Raw genomic sequence first — 18867 nt, 5'->3', positions numbered from 1 at the left:
CTCAGCTTTCGTTGCGGAGGGGCGGGAGGGTGAGGGAGGCGAGCACGGTGCCGGCCAGTACGGCCGCCACCACGCTCGCCGCGGCCACGGCGGGCAGGACGTTCGGCGGGGTGAGCGCGGTCGCCCCGCCGCCGAACGACGAGAGCATGGCGCCGAGCACCGACGGCCCGAGCGCTTCCGTCGCGATCCCTCCGAGGAGGAGTCCGAGTGCGGCGACGGTCGCGGCACGGATCAGCGGAACGGCGCGCACCGCGCCCCCTGACCATCCGAGCAGCCGCAGCAGCCGCAGGTCCGTCGCATCACGCGCGGACTCGAGTCGCCCCCGGAGCGCGAACACCAGGAGCATCACCGCGGCCGCCGAACCTCCGGCGACGATCGACGCCGCCTGCATCCGCTCGACCGTGTCGCCGAGGGTGTACTGCACGAAACGATCCAGCTCCGTGAAGGTCGCCGCGGGATGGTCTCCCGACAACGCCGTCGCCTTCGCGTGCTGATCGACTCCTTCGCGCACGTCGATCAGCACCGTCCGCCACAGGGGCACTCCCGTGCCCTCGTCGAACGACGCGGTCTTTCCGGACCGCCCGCCGTTGGTGATGTCGTGATAGATCGCCGTGACCCGATGGCGATGCGTGGCTCCCCCTGAGCTCACCTCGACGGACTGCCCCACCTCGACGCCGGCCTTCTCGGCGGCGAGCGTCGACAGTGCGATCTCGCCGGGCCGGCTCGGTGCTGTGCCCTGCACGTAGGCGACGGGGAAGAGAGAGGTATCGCCCACTTCCAGCGCGATGCTCTCACGGTCGCTCCCGGTCACCAGGTCGACCCGGTAACTCGTCACGCTCGCGAACCGATCGATGTCGGTGTCGTCTGTCAGCGCTCGCTCGAGTCGTCCTGCGGCGCTCTCATCCGAGCCCTCGCGGACGAACGCGCGAATGTCGCTCTGCCCCACGCCCATGACCGCAACGAAGTCGGGTGCCGCGATGGTCTGGGTCACCCGCAGCGGCAGCGAGGACAGCATGACCGCGCACGCGACCATGGCGATCAGCAGCACGGCGGCGCCGGGCCGAGATGTCAGGCCACGGGCGGCGAGGCGCACGGCGACCGGAAACGGGAGATCCCACCGAAGTCGTCGCGGGCGGCGTCCGGGCTTCGGTGACAGCTGCGGCCGGGTCAGCGCCGCCAGCGGGCTGATGCGGCGCACGCCACGCAGCAATTGCGCGGCGAGAGCGATCGAGAGGGCGGAGGTGATCACCACGGTGACGGTCATCGCCGCCGTGGCGGCTCCGCCCCCCGGAGCCGTCAGCGTGGTGCTCCCAGGGCTCGTCAGGAGGGCGGACACCGGCCGGACGAGGAACAGCGCCACGATCAGACCGACGGCGGCATGCACGGCGTACCCGACGAGCAGAGTGCCCTGCACGTCGCGGTGGGAGAAGCCGATAGCGCGGAGCACGCCGATCCGTCTGGCATCCTCCTCGAGCGCGGTGAGCACCATGATCCGGAGGCAGAGGAGCGTGATCGACAGCAGGATCAGCGCCACCAGGATGGTCACGATCGCGACCAGCCCGTCGGACAGTGCGGTGATCAGCCGCAGCAGAGCGCCGTCGACGGCGGCACCGTTCGCGGGAAGCTGCGCGAGGCGATAGGCCTCGGTGAACCGCTCACCGGCCCCGTCCACCAGGCGGAAGGTGAGGATGTGCTCCTCGGAAAGGCTGCCGGAGAGCCGCTGCCAGTCGTCAGGGGAGATGACGAAGCGTTTGGAGTTGACCAGGCTCGGCCCCATCTGTGCGTCGTGGACGATGTCCGAGACGACGAACGGCTCGACCGCCCCGTCGATGACGAGCTCGAGAGTGTCACCGCGCGCGAGCTCGTACGCGCTGGCGTAATAGCTCGGCACCGCGATCTCGCCGTCGCGCACGGCCACAGGACGCCCCTCCGCGTCCAGCAGGAGATCGAACCGCGGGCTCTGCGTGACCAGCAGCAGATCCATGACCCCCGCCCGTGCGACGTCGGATGCCCCGTTCACGCGCAGGGCGAGGTTGTCGAGCTGCAGCGCGACCTGGGCCTGATGGTCGCGGACGATGTCGGGGTTCGCCGCGGCGAAGGAGTCCAGCGCTCCCGGGTCGATCGCGCCGACGTGCATCTGCACGGCATCCGGAGCCTGCGCGAGGCGGAAGAGCCGCTCGGTCGCGCCGACCGATGATGCCAGGGCGAAGACGCCGGCCCCCGCTGTCGCAGAGCTGATCGCGATCAGCAGCATCAGCGCGATGCTGCTGAGGGGGTTGCGGCGGATGCGGGCGGCCGTCATCCGTCCCGTGCTCGCGAGGTCCATCATGGTGCGGGCGGCGGCGCGAAGCGCCACCCGTGCAGGATCGCCGCGACGCCCGCCTCGAACTGGCGCTCGGGGGAGGGGGACCAGCCGGCAGCGATCACGCGTCCGAGATGGGGGAGCGCGGCGAGGAGCTCCGTCTCGGCATCGTCGTGCCCGCGGTCCCCGTCCGGGTGCTCATGCGCGGCATCCGCTTCTGTCGGCTCGGTTCCGGCCGGCGCCGCGAACTCTCCCATCGCCGAGGCGACCGTCACCATGACGAGCACGTTGACGAGGTCGCCGAGCGACGGGTCGACCGGCGCTCCCAGGTCCAGCAGGGCACCGATGGCCTCGTCGGCGACCGTCAGAGCTGCCGGTGAGGTGATCGGATGCGTCGAGACGATGGGGATGAGGCCGGGGTGCGCCGCGAGTTCGGAGCGGATCGCGCGCATGAGGGCCAGCGCATAGGCACGCCAGTCCGAGGACTCCGCAGCTGCGGGGAGGGAGAGCCCCACCCAGAACTCGTCGGCGAGAGCCGCCGCGATCTCGGCCTTGCCGGCGAAGTGCCGGTAGGCGGTCATCGGGTCCGCGCCGAGGGCCGTGCCCAGGCGACGCATCGTCAGTTGCTCCAGGCCCTGCGCGTCGACGATCTCACGGGCGGACGAGAGCACGTCGTGGCGGGACACCCGCTCGGGTCGGGGAGTCATCATGAGGTTCCTTTCCGTGCGCGCAGCGCCAGGGCGAGCGCAGCGAGCAATGCGAAGCAGGTGGTGAAGGCCAGGAGCGCCAGCACGGGCCCCACGACCTCGAGCAGGCCGGCACGATCGAGGGTGATCGCACTCATCGCCCGCAGAGCCCAGTACGCCGGCGACGCGGGCGCGATCGCCTGCATCCAGGTCGGCAGGGCGTCGACCGGTCCGAACGCTCCGCCGACACCGGCCATGAGCATGGCGACGACGTTGCCGATGACCAGTGCGAACTCGAGTGAACGCGATATCGAGACCAGCAGCAGCCCGAATCCGATCATGGCGGCGGAGAAGGCGACGAGCACGAGCGCGAGCGCGGGGAGGGAGCCGGTCGGGCGGAACCCGAAGAGCAGTGCGCCTCCGACGAGCACCGTGACCAGCTGCAGCAGCTGTGCGCCGAACGCGGTCAGGGACTTCCCGACCAGGAGGTCGGTGCCCCGCGCCGGAGATGTGCGCAGCCGATCCCACGTGCACCACTGGTGCTCGCGGAAGAACGCCGTGATGACCTGCTGCACGCACAGCAGGGCGAACAGCACTGCCAGGCCGGGCACGGCGTACTCGACGCCCGACGCCGAGGGATAGCCGGCGGCCACGAGCTGGGCGCGCGCTCCCGGCGTGAAGAACGGAACGAAGACGAGGGGGATCACGGTCATGACCACGACCGGCGACGGGTCGCGGAGGAGGATCCGCGCGTCGATCGCGGCGACGGCCAGGCTATGCCGCAGCATCGTGCACCTCCGCGGTGGAGGTCGATCGGGGCTCGCCTTCTTGGAGGATCCGCAGATAGGCGCTCTCCAGCGTCGGACGGGAGAGCTGCACATCGGTGATGCCGTCCGCGCGCTCGCCGAGTCCGGTGACGAGGCCGGCGAGGAGCTCTCCCGTGGTTCTCGGTGCCGGCTCACTGACCAGCCACTCACCCTCGCGCACCCACCCGGCCGGAGGTCGCTCGTCACCCGGCACCCGCACGCGCAGTGCGGTGCCGCCCTGGGCGTGCACCACATCGTCGACTGCTCCGAGTTCCTCGAGGAGGCCACCGCGCAGGAGCGCGATGCGGGCGGGGAGCTGTTCGAGCTCGTTCAGGTAGTGCGTCGTGTAGACGACGGCAGCACCGTCGGCGGCGATCCGGCGCACGAGGTCGAGGATCTGCTGTCGCGATTCGACATCTGCGCCGACCGTCGGCTCGTCGAGGAACAGCAGGCGGGGTTCGTGAGTGAGCGCCATCGCGAGATGCAGGCGCCGCTTCTGGCCCCCGCTCAGATGCTCGGCGGTGAGGCGGGCGCTCGATGCGAGTCCGAGGCTCTCGATGACCGCGGTGCATCGCACGCGCAACCCGCGGCCCCGCAGGCCGTGAAGCCGGGCGAACGCCCACACGTTCTCCTGCAGGCTCAGTGTCGGATAGATCCCGAGGCTCTGCGGCGCGCTGCCGATCACGGATGCGGCGGCCTCCCGATGTGCGAGCAGGTCGATGCCGTCGACCGTCACCGAACCGGCCTCGGGGGTCAGCGAGCCGTCGGCGATGGCGATCAGCGTCGACTTGCCTGCACCGTTGGGCCCGAGCAGGCCCAGGATCTGTCCGGGCTCCACCCGAAGACCCACGCCGCGCAGCACCGCGCGCTCGCCGAAGGATCTGCGGATGCCGCGCAGCTCCAGCCGTGGTTCTTCCCTCGCCGTGTTCATATTTCTACACTGTAGAGTATGAAGCATCCGTTCCGCGACCACCGCTGTCGAGGGGCGCGACTGAGAGGACTGGCCGATGCCGCGTACGAAGTCTGAGCCGATGCGGGACCGTGCACGCAGGATCGTCGACGCAGATTGGTCGTGGCTGGCGGAGTGGGCCGATGATCCGGTGCTCGATCAACGTCTGGGGCCGATCGACACCGAGTGGTTCGCACACGTGCTCGCCGACGACGGCGGTGTCGAGCTCATCGTGCAGGATGAGCGTGGTCACCCCATCGCCGTCGTGGGCTGCGTGTGGGACGAGGCGAACGCGGCGCATGTGATCAGCGATATCGCGGTGGACCCCCGTCGGCGGCGCTCAGGACTCGGCCGGCGGTCGGTGGACGCCGCACTGGACTGGGACGGTCACCCTCCGACGACCTCCTGGTGCGCGTTCGTCGACCCGGAGAACCACGCTGCGCGGCAGTTCTTCCAGAGCATCGGCTGGATCGACGGGGGAGTCGATGACGGAATGATCCGCTTCAGCCGGCCGCGTCAGTGACCGGGGCGGTCGTCCGTGCTCAGGACCGACATGAGGATGGAGTCCACCCATTCGCCGTCCCAGAACAGGGTGTGCCGCTGGCGCCCCTCGTAGCGGAACCCGGCCTTCTCGTAGGAGCGCGCGGCGCGAGGATTGAACGAGTACACGTCGAGGGCGATCCGATGCAGCCCGAGGCCGTCGAAGGCATGCTCGAGCACGGCGCCGGTGGCTTCCGTTCCGTAGCCGCGCCCGGTCCACCCCGGAGCCAACGCGATACGGAAGTTCATCGCCGCGTTCTCCTCGTCGAGCTCGTTCAGCACGACTTCGCCGACGTAGCCTCCGGTCGCGAGATCGATGATCGCCCAGTCCGCACGATCCGCCCGCGCGTGGAGCGAGTCGAGATGACGGGCCACCGCGTCCCGTTCGAACACCGCGCGGGTGCCGGTCAGGCGGAGCGTCTCCTCATCGGTGAGGCCCTCCATCACGTGATCGAGGTGGACCAGGGCCAGCGGTTCGAGCCGTAGGCGCGTGGTCGACAGCGTGGGTACGGTCAGGACGGACAGGGTGGTGAGCTGGTCGTTCATGAATCCTCTGGGGTCGTTCGGATGGGGATACCGCGTGCCTACGTGGTGCTCCGGCGCTGCGCGCGCTGCACGAACGTCACGGCGATCGCGACGAGCACCGTCGGGATCACGAGGCCGAAGATCGCGCCGAGCGCGACATCGTGCAGATAGTGCACGCCCTGCGCGACCCGGCCGGCGGCGACGAGGGCAGCGAGAGCGGCAGCCGTCCAGACTATCCACGATCGGCCTGCGGCGAGGGCGATGACGACCATCGCGCCGAACGCGAGGGTGGCGTGATTCGACGGAAGCGACCAGTCGCCCGCCGGTGGGCATTCGCCGGCGATGGCCCACCGGGCGCACGGGCGGGCCTGGGCGAAGAGCAGCTTGGCCCCCTCGCTGGCGGCGTAGGCGATGACGACGCCGAACGCCGCCACGCCCGTCGCCAGCCGGCGCTCAGGATGCCGCAGCCACGAGAGCACGATGGCGCCGGCGGTCACGAGCGCCAGCGCCGCCAGTCCGACCTCGGAGACGAGGTCGATGTGCGAGAAGCCGGCCCCCAGACCCGCGAGCGAGCGGGTGGCGACGACACTGAGGCTGCCGGGCGCTGGCACGATGAGCACCAGGAGCGCGAGTGCGCCGACGGTGATGAGTGGCAGGAGCAGACGACGGGGAAGCGCGAGTGAAGCCATGATCTCGAAGGTACGGTGGGGCGCAGGCGGTGCGCATCGGCCCCTGGGGGTAGTCGAGATCATCCCGCGGAGGGATGCACGCGCGCCCCGCATCATGGTTGCATCGGCCTATCGTGGAGCACATGACTGATGATGTGCGGAACGTGCAGGCGGCTCTGGGGACGATCACCGAGCACTGGCAGCCGCACCGGCTGGTGAGTATCAACGACTACGACGTCAAGGTCGTCAAGGTGCGCGGAGAGTTCGTCTGGCACACGCATCCCGACACCGACGAGCTCTTCATGGTCCTCGAAGGCGTGCTGACGATTCAACTGCGCGATCGCGACGTCGTGCTGGGTCCGAACGATGTGTTCGTCGTGCCGCGGGGCGTCGAGCACTGCCCCCGCGCAGACGAAGAGGTGCACGCGATCCTGTTCGAGCCGAAGGGCACGGTCAACACGGGCGATGCCGGTGGAGACATGACGTCGCAGCTTCGTGAATTCGGGGAATCCGCGCCGGTCTGAGAGACCGGTGCGCACCCAGAAGGCCCCGCCGCTCCGGGACCGGAGAGGCGGGGCCTTCTTCGCTGCGAGACGAGGATTCGGGTCACGTCTCGCAGCCGCTGATACGGAGGGGGGATGCCGTATCAGCCGACTCCGTCCATCGCCGAGGTCTCGGTGTTGCCGATGCGGGCGATCACTTCGGGCTGGCGGGCCTTGAGGTACCAGTACCGGGTGAGTGCCGCGAGCACGCAGACGATGAACACGTAGGGGATCACGTTGAACGGGAATGCCGGAACCGGGAACACGTTCGCGAAGAAGACGTATGCCATGGTGGCGACGGCGATCGTCGCGCAGACCCAGACGAGTCCGTTCCGCATGCCGGCGCGCTGCGTGTAGACCACGCACGCGATCGCGACCAGCGCGTACGCGACCATGTAGCCGTAGGTGCCCCAGGTGTTGACCCACACCAGGATCTCCATGGGATCTGCGCCCGCGACCAGGAAGACGATGTCGACCACGACGGCCAGTGCGCCGGCGGCCAGCAGTACGCGGTGCGGCGTGAGGTGACGTTCGTGCGTGCGGCCGAACCGCTCGTGCACGACGCCCTCCTTGCCCATCACGTAGACGATGCGGCCGATGACGTTGAGCGGGGCGACGACCACGGCGAAGAACGATGCCGCGACACCGAACGTGAGCACCGGTGCGAACCAGGCCGGCATGCCGATGAGCTCGGACATGCTCTCCAGCGGGCTCGCCGCGGTGGCCAGGTCATCGCCGAGAACGGCGATCTGGGTGTACGCCGCGAAGACGTAGAGGATGCCGACGGTGAGGGCGCTCCACATGATGGCGCGGGGGATGGCCTTGTAAGGGTTCTTCGCCTCGCGTCCGAGCGCATCCGCCGAGGAGAAGCCGACGAAGCCGAGGATTCCGAGCACCATGCCGGCGGCGATGCCCTGGAACGACGAGCCCTCGGCCAGCAGCTGCGCCGGATCCCAGGCTCCGGGACCTGCCCACACGAGCGCCGAGATCAGCAGCACCAGGATGATCGCGACCGACAGCAGCTCGAGCACGAGGGACACGCGCGCCGAGAGCCGGATGCCGCGGATGGTGAACAGCGTCGCGAGACCGCCGAGCACGATCGCGAGTCCGATGCTCCAGCCGAGGCCGGACGCGGGCACGCCGAGGAGGGTGAGGAACTGGCTCATGTACGAGACCGACCCCATGAGCGATGCCGCCGCGATGCCGAAGCATCCGATCAGCAGCGTCGCACCGGCCAGGTACGCGCCTGCGGGGCCGAGTCCCTTCGACACGTAGGTGTAGAGCGAGCCGGCAGAAGCGTGCTTGCGGGCGAACACCACCACGCAGTAGCCGACGCAGAGGATCACGATCGTCGCGAGTCCGAACGCGTAGATGGTGCCGTTGCCGGCGCCGAGGAAGATCGCGGCGGCGGTGAAGGCGATCACCGCACTCGGGGCGATGTTGGCGATCGCCTGGGCGGCCAGCTCCGGGCCGCTCATGACACCGCGGCGCAGTCCCGCGTCGGTCGGTGTGCCGGGCGGTTGCTGGTGGGCTGTCGTGGTCAAGGGGTGCTCCTTCGCATCGGGTCTTGTCGGAGTGCGGATAGGGGAGGGTAGGGAGTGCGGGTCAGGGGATGAGGAGGGTGCGCAGCGCCTGGCCGGATTCGAGCTCGGCGAACGCCTCGGCAGCCTCGGCGAGCGGGCGGCGCGAGGAGATCAGCGGGTCGAGGATCAGCTGGCCGTCCATGTACCGGTCGACGAGCGCCGGGATGTCGATGGCCGGACGCACCGAGCCGTAGTTCGAGCCGAGGATGCGCTGGTCGGCCTCGGCCAGCACGAGGGGCTCGAACGACGCCCGCGCGCCGGTCGGCGGGAGGCCCACGATCACGGCGGCACCGCCGAGTCCGAGCATCTCGATGGACTGCTCGGTGGTGATGGTGCGGCCGATCGCGTCGAAGGCGTAGTCGACACCGTCGGGCAGGAGTGCGCGCAGCTGCGCGACCGCGTCGCCGTCGGGAGCGACGATCTGGTCCGTGGCGCCGAACTGGGCTGCCAGGCGCGTCTTGTCCTCGCGGACGTCGATCGCCACGATCCGTTCGGCACCGGCGAGACGTGCGCCCTGGATGACGTTCAGGCCGACGCCTCCACATCCGATCACGGCGACGAGCGCACCGGGTTCGACGCCAGCCGTGTTCATCACGGCACCGACGCCCGTCGCGACCGCGCATCCGACGACGGCGATGACGTCGAGCGGGGCGTCGTCGCGCACCTTGATGGCGCCGGAGGCGGGAACCACGACTTCCTCTGCGAACGAGGAGACGCCGAGGTAGTGGTGGATCGTCTCGCCGTCCTTGCTCAGGCGCGAGGTGCCGTCGAACAGCACGCCGTGCGGGGCGACGACCGTCGCCACCTTCTGGCAGCGCGCTTCGTGGCCGGAACGGCAGTACCGGCACTCGCCACACGGCGGCACCCAGCTGAGCACGACGTGGTCACCGACAGCGAGCGAGGTCACGCCCTCGCCCAGTTCCACGACCACGCCAGAGCCCTCATGGCCCATGACCATCGGGGCGGCGGCTGTCCACTCGCCGCGCTTGACGTGCAGGTCGGAGTGGCAGACGCCTGCGGCGGCGATCTTCACGCGCACCTCGCCGGCAGCCGGGGGCGCGAGCTGCACCTCGGTGTGCTCGATCGGGCTGTCGGTGTCGCGGAATACGATGGCCTGCATGTGGCCCCCTTCGTTCGTGTAGGTCGGGCCCCATCGTAGGAACGCACGCACCTCCGTGTCATTCATCAAAATGATGAGTTTCAGCGGGCGTGATCGACATTCCTTATACTTCGGGTATGGCACGAGACCTGGCGTCGGTCGCCCGCCTGCTGGGCGGGACCCTTGTCGACGGAGGCGCACTCGGGGCCCGCGCAGCAGTATCGAGCGTCGTGCCCCTCGCGGACTTCGCCGTCGTGCCGCATCCGCAGTTCGCGACCCTCGTCGTCGGCGACCCCGCCGATGTCGTGTCCGCCCTCGACAGCGACGAGCGCGGCACTCCGCTCCGGCTCGCCGTCGTCGTCGTGACGGGGGTGCTCGACCCCGTGCCCGATGGGGTGACTGCGATCATCGAACCCGCCATGGAGCCCGCGGTGGTGTTGCCGACCCTGCAGGCGCTGCTCGCGACCGACGCGGCGGCGGAGGACCGAGCCGTGCTGGCCGCCACCAAGGTGCTGGCGTTGGCAGCGCGCCGCAGCGGCGTCGCCGGCGTCGTCGCCGAACTCGCCAGAAGACTCGACGGATGGGCGGTGCTGCTCGACCGCGACGCGCAACCGATAGCTTCCGCCGGGGCAGGCGCACTGCACGTGGGGGATGCCGTCGCGGTGGCGTTCAACCGCCCGGTGCGGGTGCGCAGTCGCGCGCTGCAGGTGCACCCCGTGGGCACGGATGAAGACATGTCGGCATTCCTGGTCGTGACCGCGCGGAGCGGATCGACGAGCCGGGCGCGCGACCTGAGTTCGCAGGCCGCGGCGCTGCTCGACCTGCTGCTGCGCACGCACGACGGCAGCCGCACGGAGCGGCTCGGTCGAGCCACGATGATGCGCGTCCTCGAAGAAGGCGGGCGCACCGCCCTCGCGCTGGCGAAGGAATGGGGCGTGCGCGATCGCACCCTCGCGGCGTTCGCGCTCTCCGCGCGGTCATCCGACGTCGATGCCGAACGCGTCGTCATCCATTGGCTGGAAGATCTCGGAGCTCCGCACCTGCTGTCCGCCTCGCACGGCGTGGTGACCGGCTTCGCGCGCGAGGAGCACATCGAGGAGATCGCGCGGCGGGCGGCGGCGTTCTCGGTGCCGCTGCACCTCGGCCTCGGTTCGCCCGCCCCCATCGACGCGCTCGCGGGCTCGGCCGAGGAGTCGCGTCGCGCCCATGAGGTCGCCGTAGCCGAGGGGCGTGGTGTGGTCCGCTATCGCGGCATGCCGACCATCGACCTCGTGCTGGACCGACTGTCTCCGCCCGATGCGCGGCGATTGGCATCGGTGCTGGAACCTCTCCGCGACGACGACCTCATCGACACGCTGCGGGGGTTCCTGGCCGAGAACGGTGCGTGGGGCGCTGCTGCCGCTCGACTGGGGGTGCATCGGCAGACGCTGGCCGCCCGTGTGCGCCGGATCGAACAGCTCACGGGGCTGTCGATGTCGAGCCCCGACGACCGGGCCGCCGCCTGGATCGCGCTGCGGGCTCAGGCGTAGAACCGGAGGGGTGGCGTCAGCGAGTGTGCATGCTCGCTACCACCGTGGACTGACCCTTGCGGGCCTCGTCCAGGGTGACGAGGCCCGCAACGGGGAGTTCCGCGATGGGAGATCGGTGTCGCTCGGGTGCGCGCCGACCGTCGCGGGGAACAGGTGCCCCTCTCGAGTTCTCCGGCTCCCCAGCCGGATTCTCGAGGGGCACTGCCACCAAGGGGTGACGCCTCTGTTCCTTGCTTTTTTGGCTCAGCGCCCCAGACGCTCAGCCCGTGTAGCCCCAGCTACGTTGATCGAGACTAGCGCGAAAATCCGTGTCCCCCAAATGGGGGACACGAGTTTTTGCTGAGAGTTTCCTGAGGGTCGGCATCCGCCGGATCGTTGCTTGGGGTCCATAGTTGCACTTCTGCAACTAGTAGGCGTATAGTTGACTCTTATCAACTTTCTACGCAGGAGCTCTTCCCCGTGACAACACCCTCTTCTTCTTCGATCTCCGAGGCGACACGATCGCCTCGTGAGGTCTTCACCGCGATCTCCGGCCTCGTGGTCGGCATGTTCGTCGCGGTGCTCTCGGGCACCGTCGTCTCGACCTCGATGCCGGTCATCATCGCCGACCTCGGCGGCACCCAGTCCCAGTACACCTGGGTCATCACGGCGAGCCTGCTGGCGACCGCCGTCTCCACGCCCATCTGGGGCAAGCTCGCCGACCTCGTCGACCGCAAGATCCTGGTGCAGCTGTCGCTCATCATCTTCACGGTCGGCACCGTGATCGCCGGCTTCTCGACCGACACGAACATGCTGATCGCCGTGCGCGTCGTGCAGGGCATCGGCGTCGGTGGCCTGATGTCGCTCGTGATGATCGCCGTGGCCCTCATCATCTCTCCGCGTGAACGTGGCAAGTACATGGGCGTCGTCGGCGGCATCATGGCCCTCGGCACCATCGGCGGCCCGCTGCTCGGTGGACTCCTCACCGACGTGTGGGGCTGGCGCTCCAACTTCTTCGTCGGCGTGCCGTTCGCGATCCTCGCCCTCGTGCTGCTGCAGTTCACGCTGCATCTGCCGAAGCCCCAGCGTGACACCAAGGTGTCGATCGACTACTTCGGCATCGTCCTCCTCGCGGTCGGCGTCTCGACGCTTCTCATCTGGGTGTCGATGGGCGGCAGCCAGTTCGACTGGGACTCCTCGACGAGCATCATGCTCGCCGCGACCGCCGGCGTCGCGATCGCAGGGTTCATCGCGGTCGAGTTCTTCGTCAAGGAACCGATCGTCCCGATGTCGCTGTTCCGGAACCGCACCTTCACCCTCTCGGTGATCGCGTCGATCGCCATCGGCGTCTCGATGTTCGCCACGTCGGTGTTCCTCGCCCAGTACTTCCAGCTCGCGCGAGGTGCCACACCCACCGAGTCGGGTCTCATGACGATCCCGATGATCATCGGCCAGATGGGGGCGTCGATCATCATCGGCCAGCTCGTCAGCCGGTTCGGAAAGTGGAAGGGCTGGATGCTCACGGGCGCCACGCTGACCACGATCGGCGTCAGCCTGATGTCGACACTGCGCTACGACACCCCGTTCCCGCTGGTCGCCGTCTACATGTTCGTCCTCGGCGCCGGTCTCGGCATGGTCATGCAGAACCTCACCCTCATCGTGCAGAACGACACGCCCCCGCGGCAGCTCGGCGCGGCTTCGTCGAACGTCAACTTCTTCCGCACGATCGCCGGCACCATCGGCGTCACGGTCATGGGCGCCATGCTCTCGACCAGCGTCGCCACCTACATGACCGACGCGCTCAAGGGCTTCACCCCGACCACGCAGGACGAGGTCGACGCGCTGCAGCACCTCGCCTCGGGTGACGTGCCGAAGGTGGCACAGCTCCCCGACACGATCCGCGCGATCGTCGAAGGGGCATACGGTCACGGCATCGCCGACGCCTTCATCATCGCGATCCCGCTGGCGGTGATCTCGATCATCGCGATCGCGTTCATCAAGAACAAGCCGCTGTCGACCAAGAATGCCGCCGAGCAGCTGCGCGAGCAGGCAGAGGAATCGGTGATCGAGGTCGCCGAGGCCGAGGTCGGTGCATCGCTGGCCACCGGGTCCATCCGGATCGCCGGCACCGAGTCCACGCCGACGACCACCGGATCGGTGACCGTGCTTGAGCGCGAAGACCGGGAGTCGGGGCGCTGACATGGTCGCCTCGGAAGCGGCGATGTCCTCGGACGTCGACACTGCCCTCAGTGACCTGCAGACACATCTGAACCTCATCTTCGCGAGGACGCGGACGCTGTGGAAGGAGTCAGCGGCACGCATCGATCCGGAATTGCAGGTCGGCGGCTACAAACTGCTGACGTTCATCGAGCGAGCCGACACGGCGAACGCCCACGAGCTCGCGGAACGATTCGAGATGGACAAGTCCGTCATCAGCCGCCAGGTGCGGATGCTGGAGGAACTGGGTCTGATCGAGTCGCGCCCGGACGAGCGCGACGGCCGCCAGCGCGTGCTGACGGCGACGCCCGCAGCACATGACGCACTCGCCCAGCTGCGGCGTGACCACGCCACGCGCCTGCGCACGGTCGTGGCGGGGCTGACACAGGACGAGATCGATGCCGCGTCGAAGGTCTTCCGGCTGCTCTCCGAGGTCTGATCGAAGCCCCCGCCGTCTCTCCGTCGGCGGGGGCTTCGCCGTAAGCTGGCGAGCATGAGCGCCTCGTCCGACGACCCCGCCCGATCCGCAGCGCCGGACGCCGCTGAGAAGCCCGATCTCGACCAGGCGGTCGCCCGCGTCGAGCACGAGTTGGGGCGTCTCTTCGCCCGGATCCGCGTGAGTTGGCGCGAGGCCGCGGCCACCGTGCATCCCGATCTGCAGCCGCTGGGCTATCAGGTGCTGACGTCGATCGCGACGGGCAAGGCCACCTCAGCAGGGGCCATCATCGAACGACTGCAGACCGACAAGTCCGCCGTCAGCCGCCACGTTCGTCAGCTCGAGGAGCTGGGGCTGGTGGAGAGCGTCCGCGACCCGGAGGACCGTCGGGCCCGCGTGCTGGTCGCCACCGATCTGGCGCAGGAGCGGGTGGCACTCGCCCGCTCGCGGTACGAGGCGCGCCTGGCTGAACGGCTCCGGCGCTGGTCCGCGGACGACCTCGATCACTTCGCGGAGCTGCTCGCCGCCTTCGGTGACTGAGGGCTGGGTCTCTGAGTCTCTGGGCCTGGGCCTGCTGCGGCACGGTGCGCTTCCTCAGAGGTCCTGAACAGTCGCATCCCCGTTCGGATGCGGCGATGACGCGACCCCTGGCTGGTCATAGCTCCGCGAGGGAGGATGGAGGCATGACCTCCCATCCGTACGACTCCCGCCCGTGGCTCAGCTCCTATGCGGACGGCGTTCCCGCGGAGATCGACGAGCCGACGCAGACCCTGCCCGAGATGATGGCGGCGAGCGTGCAGACGTTCGCGCGGCGCCCCGCGCTCGAGTTCTTCGGTGCCGTCACCACCTACCGAGAGCTCGGAGTGCAGATCGAGCGCGCGGCCGAGGGATTGCGCCGGCTCGGCGTCGGCAAGGGTGACCGCGTCGCACTCGTGCTGCCCAACTGCCCCCAACACGTGGTGGCGTTCTATGCGACGCTTCGTCTCGGCGCCATCGTGGTCGAGCACAACCCGCTCTACACCGCGCGGGAACTGCGGCATCAGTTCGAGGACCACGGCGCGCGGGTCGCGATCGTCTGGGATAAGGTCGCCGACACGGTCGCCGGCTTCCCGTCCGACCTCACCGTCGAGCACATCGTGAGCGTCGACCTCACGGCCGCGATGCCGCTGTCGAAGCGTCTGCTGCTGCGACTCCCCGTGCCGAAGGCCCGCGAGTCGAGAGCGAAGCTGACCGGCACCCCGAAGGCGCGACACCTGATCTCCTGGAAGTCGCTGCTCGACCACCGACGCGTGTCGCGCCGCGTCCCCGGGCCGACGCTGAGCGACACCGCGCTGCTGCAGTACACGAGTGGAACCACCGGGGTCCCCAAGGGCGCGATCCTGACCCATGCGAACCTGCGCGCCAACGCGATGCAGGGGCGTGCATGGGTGCCGGGACTCGTCGACGGCGAGGAGACGTTCTACGGGGTGCTGCCGCTGTTCCACGCCTACGGCATGACGCTTTGCCTCACCTTCGCCATGAGCATCGGCGCGAAGCTTGTACTGTTCCCCACGTTCGATCTCGGGCTGGTGACCGCGGCGGCGCGGACGAGCCCGCCCACGTTCCTTCCCGCAGTGCCGCCGATCTACGATCAGCTCGCCCGCGCGGCCGCCCGCGGGACCATCGATCTGTCGACGGTGCGGTTCGCGATCTCCGGCGCGATGAGTCTGCCGGTCGCGACCGTGCAGCGCTGGGAGGAGGCAACGGGCGGCCTGCTGGTCGAGGGATACGGCATGACCGAGAGTTCACCGGTCGCGCTGGGCAATCCGATGGGTAGGACCCGTCGTCCCGGAACCGTCGGCGTGCCCTTCCCGAGCACGGAGATCCGCGTCGTGGACCCCGCAGACACCGACGTCGATCTGCCGGCCGGCGAGCGCGGCGAGCTGCTCATCCGCGGTCCGCAGGTGTTCCAGGGGTACTGGGGGCGCCGGGGCGAGACAGCGGATGTGCTGCTCTCCGACGGATGGCTGCGCACCGGCGACATCGCCGAAGTGTCGGCGGATGGATTCGTGACGATCGTCGACCGGCTCAAGGAGCTCATCATCACCGGCGGTTTCAACGTGTCGCCCAGCGAGGTGGAGGACGCGCTGGAGGCGCATCCCGATGTGGTCGCCGCAGCCGTAGTCGGGCTACCGCGATCCAGTGGCGGCGAAGAGGTCGCCGCGGCGGTCGTGCTGCGCGAGGGTGCCGAACTCGACGCGAGTGCGCTGCGCGACTTCTGTCGCACCAGGCTCACCCCGTACAAGGTGCCGAAGCGCATCGTCGCGGTCGATGATCTGCCGCGCTCGCTCATCGGCAAGGTGCTGCGGAGGCAGGTCAGGGAGCGGATGCTGGACGGGGAGTGACCCGGGTAACCGCTACGAGGGAATACCGCGCCCCGCCCCCGCCTTACCTCCCACTGTGAGTCTTTACGAGCCAGCCGTCTTCGGCGCCCTGCAGCTGTCCAACCGCGTCGTCATGGCGCCGCTGACCCGCACGCGTGCCGACGCAGACGGTGTGCCGACCGACGTGATGGTCGAGTACTACCGTCAGCGCGCCGGGGTAGGCCTCATCATCACCGAGGGAACGTGGCCGGCGGCCGAAGGCAAGTCGTACCCGGGGCAGCCCGGCATCGTCACCCCCGCGCAGATCGAGGGATGGCGGCGCATCGCGGATGCCGTGCATGAGGCCGGCGGCACGATCGTGATGCAGCTCATGCACGGCGGACGCGTGGGGCACCCGGCGATCTCGGGGGAGCCGAGGGTTGTCGCACCCAGCGCGCTCGCCGCACCGGGGCAGACCCGCACTCCCGAGGGCAAGGCCGACCTGCCGGTCGCGCACGCCCTGACCGCCGAGGAGATCCCGGCCGTGGTCGAGCAGTTCGCGCAGGCCGCGCGCAACGCGATCGCCGCCGGACTCGACGGCGTCGAGGTGCACGGTGCGAACGGCTACCTCGTGCACGAGTTCCTGTCGCCGGTGTCGAACATCCGCGAAGACCAGTACGGCGGATCGCCCGAGAACCGCGCCCGCTTCGCGATCGAGGTCACCACGGCGGTCGCCGAGGCTGTGGGCGCCGACCGCACGGGCATCCGGCTCTCGCCGCAGCACAACATCCAGGGCGTGCTGGAAGAGGACGACGCGGATGTGCGCGCGACCTACACCGCGGTCGCCGAAGGGCTCGCGCCGCTCGGGCTCGCCTTCGTCGACGTGCTCCAGGCCGCGCCGACCAGCGAGCTCGTGCAGCACATCCGCCGCACTGCCGGTGCACCCCTGATCGTCAACACCGGCTTCGCCGTGCCGACCACCCGCACCGACGCCGAGGAGCTGGTCGAGGACGGCTGGGCGGACGCGGTCGCCGCCGGGCGTCCGGTCATCGCCAACCCCGACCTCGTCGAGCGCTGGTTGCAGGACGCGGAGCTCAACGAGCCCCGCCCCGAGCTGTTCTACGGTTTCACCGCCGAGGGGTACACCGACTACCCGTCGCTCGAGACGGTGCGCGCGGGGGCCTGAGCGCTCAGCGGCGCACGCGGGCGCGGGTCTTCGTGACGCTCCCGAGCGTGGCGCGCACGGGGGTGCCCAGGTAGAGGCCCAGTGATGCGCCCGAGGCAAGTCCGACGCCGATGATCGCGGCGTAGATGAGCGAGCCGCCGGCGCCGACGACATCCGATGCCGAACCATCGGTGTGCACCATCTCGAGCAGCCCCTGGAACACGGCGACACCGGGGACCAGGGGCACGATCGCCGCGGTCGTGACGGCCACCGACGGCACGTGCAGGTTGTGCGCGATCAGCACCCCGACGAAGCTCGCGAGCAGGGCGCCGATCGCGCTCGCCGCAGCCGGGTGCACGTTCAGGGTGGTCGCGAGCGTGTACCCGGCGATCGTGATGGCGCTCAGCAGTGCGCTCACGAGGATGATCCGGATCCCGGCCCCGTTGAACACGGCCACGGCGACCGCGATGATGATCGCGCCCGCGAACACGCTCGGCAGCGGACCGAACGGCGCAGGGTCGTCGGGCAGCTCCATAGTGAAGCCGAGCACGGTGCCGAGTTCGAGTCCCACCAGGATGCCGATCACGACGCCCAGGGTCTGCATCGTGAGATCGAGGATGCGACCGCCCGCGGTCAGGGCGAACCCATCGATCGCATCCTGCGCCGCACCGACGACGGTGAGGCCTGCGAGCATCAGCACGATGCCCGAGGCGACGATGATGGATGGCCGGATGTCGACGAACGGTTCGATCCCCGCGGCCCCGAGCGCCGACACCACGACGGCGACGACGGTGGTGACGAAGCCTCCGGCGATCTGGCTGAAGAACAGGGGTACGCGCAGGCGGGCGAGTCCGGCCTGGGTGAGGGCGGCGGCGAGGGCCGCGATGAAGGTCAGGCCCACGATGAGCGGCGAGGCGCCGAGCAGGATGCTCACCCCGACCGCGAGCATCGCGCGGGCGACCACGACCACGGGCTGCTGGTAGCGGAACGGCACGCGACGGATCACCCGGAACGCGGTGCGCGCGGACTCCAGGTCCAGCCCGCCGCGGATGTCGGAGACCAGCGCCTGCACGCGCTGGAGCTTGGCGTGATCCGGCGCCGCCACGCGCACCACGCGCACCAGCGTCTCCGGCCACACCTCGCCGCTGAGGTGGAAGGAGACCGTGATCGAGTTGTACGTCACATCGACCTGTACGCCGCGGAGTCCGTAGGCATCGCAGACGCGCGTGATGGCGAGAGTGACCTCATGCGCCGACGCCCCGACGGCGAACATCGACTCGCCGATGCGGGTCGACAGGTCGAGCACCTTGGGCACCATGCCCTCGTCGATCACGGGCATCACTTCGGTGAGGGCCACGGCCGAGGGGTCGCTGTGCACGATCCGGCGGAGGGAGGCGAGCAGTCGCCGCGGGGACTTCGGGGACATGCATCCATTCTCTCCCGCGCTCCCGCGCTCCCGCGCTCCCGCGCTCGCCGAGTGCACGGGATGCTGCCGAGTG

At 69.5% G+C, this 18867-nt stretch carries 17 protein-coding genes; 8 read left to right on the top strand and 9 right to left on the bottom strand.

Annotation, left to right across the window (positions count from 1 at the left end; translation table 11 throughout):
• Position 1 precedes the first annotated feature (1 nt).
• The 4 genes from MRBLWO12_RS11800 to MRBLWO12_RS11785 are packed head-to-tail and all read right to left on the bottom strand — an operon-like array spanning position 2 to position 4725.
• Positions 2-2356, bottom strand: a complete 2355-nt coding sequence (locus tag MRBLWO12_RS11800; protein ID WP_363555674.1) for an FtsX-like permease family protein — start codon at positions 2354-2356, stop codon at positions 2-4.
• Positions 2326-3012 carry a TetR/AcrR family transcriptional regulator gene (locus tag MRBLWO12_RS11795; protein WP_363555672.1) on the bottom strand — a complete coding sequence of 229 codons (687 nt, stop codon included), beginning with the start codon at positions 3010-3012 and terminating at the stop codon, positions 2326-2328. Before MRBLWO12_RS11795 ends, MRBLWO12_RS11800 begins: the two co-directional genes overlap by 31 nt.
• On the bottom strand, positions 3009-3776 hold the full coding sequence (locus MRBLWO12_RS11790; RefSeq protein ID WP_363555670.1) for an ABC transporter permease: 768 nt from the start codon (positions 3774-3776) through the stop codon (positions 3009-3011). The genes MRBLWO12_RS11795 and MRBLWO12_RS11790 overlap by 4 nt, the downstream gene beginning before the upstream one ends.
• Entirely contained in the window at positions 3763-4725 is a 963-nt protein-coding gene (locus MRBLWO12_RS11785) for an ABC transporter ATP-binding protein (protein ID WP_363555668.1), read from the bottom strand. Before MRBLWO12_RS11785 ends, MRBLWO12_RS11790 begins: the two co-directional genes overlap by 14 nt.
• A 76-nt stretch (positions 4726-4801) precedes the next feature.
• On the opposite strand from MRBLWO12_RS11785, the gene MRBLWO12_RS11780 reads away from it, so the two are divergent.
• The gene (locus MRBLWO12_RS11780; protein ID WP_363555666.1) at positions 4802-5266 is read left to right on the top strand and encodes a GNAT family N-acetyltransferase; all 465 of its coding nucleotides are present in this window, start codon (positions 4802-4804) and stop codon (positions 5264-5266) included.
• Here MRBLWO12_RS11780 and MRBLWO12_RS11775 read toward each other — a convergent pair.
• Both MRBLWO12_RS11775 and MRBLWO12_RS11770 read right to left on the bottom strand, forming a co-directional pair.
• Complete coding sequence (locus MRBLWO12_RS11775; protein WP_363555664.1) at positions 5260-5829, bottom strand: GNAT family N-acetyltransferase; 570 nt, start codon at positions 5827-5829, stop codon at positions 5260-5262. The genes MRBLWO12_RS11780 and MRBLWO12_RS11775 overlap by 7 nt on opposite strands.
• 38 nt (positions 5830-5867) lie before the next feature.
• Positions 5868-6497, bottom strand: a complete 630-nt coding sequence (locus MRBLWO12_RS11770) for a phosphatase PAP2 family protein (protein WP_363555662.1) — start codon at positions 6495-6497, stop codon at positions 5868-5870.
• Between the two features lie 122 nt (positions 6498-6619).
• Between MRBLWO12_RS11770 and MRBLWO12_RS11765 the strand changes: the two genes are divergently transcribed.
• The gene (locus MRBLWO12_RS11765) at positions 6620-7000 is read left to right on the top strand and encodes a cupin domain-containing protein (protein WP_363555660.1); all 381 of its coding nucleotides are present in this window, start codon (positions 6620-6622) and stop codon (positions 6998-7000) included.
• A 122-nt stretch (positions 7001-7122) separates the two neighbouring features.
• Here MRBLWO12_RS11765 and MRBLWO12_RS11760 read toward each other — a convergent pair whose 3' ends face one another.
• Together MRBLWO12_RS11760 and MRBLWO12_RS11755 are read right to left on the bottom strand one after the other, a co-directional pair.
• The gene (locus MRBLWO12_RS11760) at positions 7123-8496 is read right to left on the bottom strand and encodes an APC family permease (RefSeq protein WP_363558597.1); all 1374 of its coding nucleotides are present in this window, start codon (positions 8494-8496) and stop codon (positions 7123-7125) included.
• Between the two features lie 127 nt (positions 8497-8623).
• Positions 8624-9721 carry a Zn-dependent alcohol dehydrogenase gene (locus MRBLWO12_RS11755; RefSeq protein ID WP_363555658.1) on the bottom strand — a complete coding sequence of 366 codons (1098 nt, stop codon included), beginning with the start codon at positions 9719-9721 and terminating at the stop codon, positions 8624-8626.
• A 116-nt stretch (positions 9722-9837) separates the two neighbouring features.
• Here MRBLWO12_RS11755 and MRBLWO12_RS11750 point away from each other — a divergent pair, with 116 nt between their 5' ends.
• The 6 genes from MRBLWO12_RS11750 (at position 9838) to MRBLWO12_RS11725 (ending at position 17389) form a co-directional block, all read left to right on the top strand.
• Positions 9838-11229, top strand: a complete 1392-nt coding sequence (locus MRBLWO12_RS11750) for a helix-turn-helix domain-containing protein (protein WP_363555656.1) — start codon at positions 9838-9840, stop codon at positions 11227-11229.
• Between the two features lie 459 nt (positions 11230-11688).
• Positions 11689-13407, top strand: a complete 1719-nt coding sequence (locus MRBLWO12_RS11745) for a DHA2 family efflux MFS transporter permease subunit (protein WP_363555654.1) — start codon at positions 11689-11691, stop codon at positions 13405-13407.
• 22 nt (positions 13408-13429) lie between these two features.
• Positions 13430-13864, top strand: coding sequence for a MarR family winged helix-turn-helix transcriptional regulator (locus tag MRBLWO12_RS11740; RefSeq protein WP_363555652.1), 435 nt, complete (start codon positions 13430-13432; stop codon positions 13862-13864).
• Positions 13865-13918: 54 nt separating this feature from the next.
• Positions 13919-14401: a MarR family winged helix-turn-helix transcriptional regulator gene (locus MRBLWO12_RS11735; protein WP_363555650.1), complete on the top strand. Its 483-nt coding sequence runs from the start codon at positions 13919-13921 to the stop codon at positions 14399-14401.
• Positions 14402-14544: 143 nt separating this feature from the next.
• Entirely contained in the window at positions 14545-16245 is a 1701-nt protein-coding gene (locus MRBLWO12_RS11730) for a long-chain-fatty-acid--CoA ligase (protein ID WP_363555648.1), read from the top strand.
• A 55-nt stretch (positions 16246-16300) separates the two neighbouring features.
• A complete protein-coding gene (locus MRBLWO12_RS11725; RefSeq protein ID WP_363555646.1) occupies positions 16301-17389 on the top strand; it encodes an alkene reductase in 1089 nt (362 codons plus the stop codon).
• Between the two features lie 4 nt (positions 17390-17393).
• Here the strand turns inward: MRBLWO12_RS11725 and MRBLWO12_RS11720 are convergent, their stop codons facing one another.
• A complete protein-coding gene (locus tag MRBLWO12_RS11720; RefSeq protein WP_363555644.1) occupies positions 17394-18794 on the bottom strand; it encodes a threonine/serine ThrE exporter family protein in 1401 nt (466 codons plus the stop codon).
• Positions 18795-18867 lie beyond the last annotated feature (73 nt).

The organism is Microbacterium sp. LWO12-1.2, from assembly GCF_040675875.1.
Taxonomy (GTDB): domain Bacteria; phylum Actinomycetota; class Actinomycetes; order Actinomycetales; family Microbacteriaceae; genus Microbacterium.
Note: the sequence above shows the minus strand (reverse complement) of the source record. Positions and strands in the feature narration are given on the sequence as shown.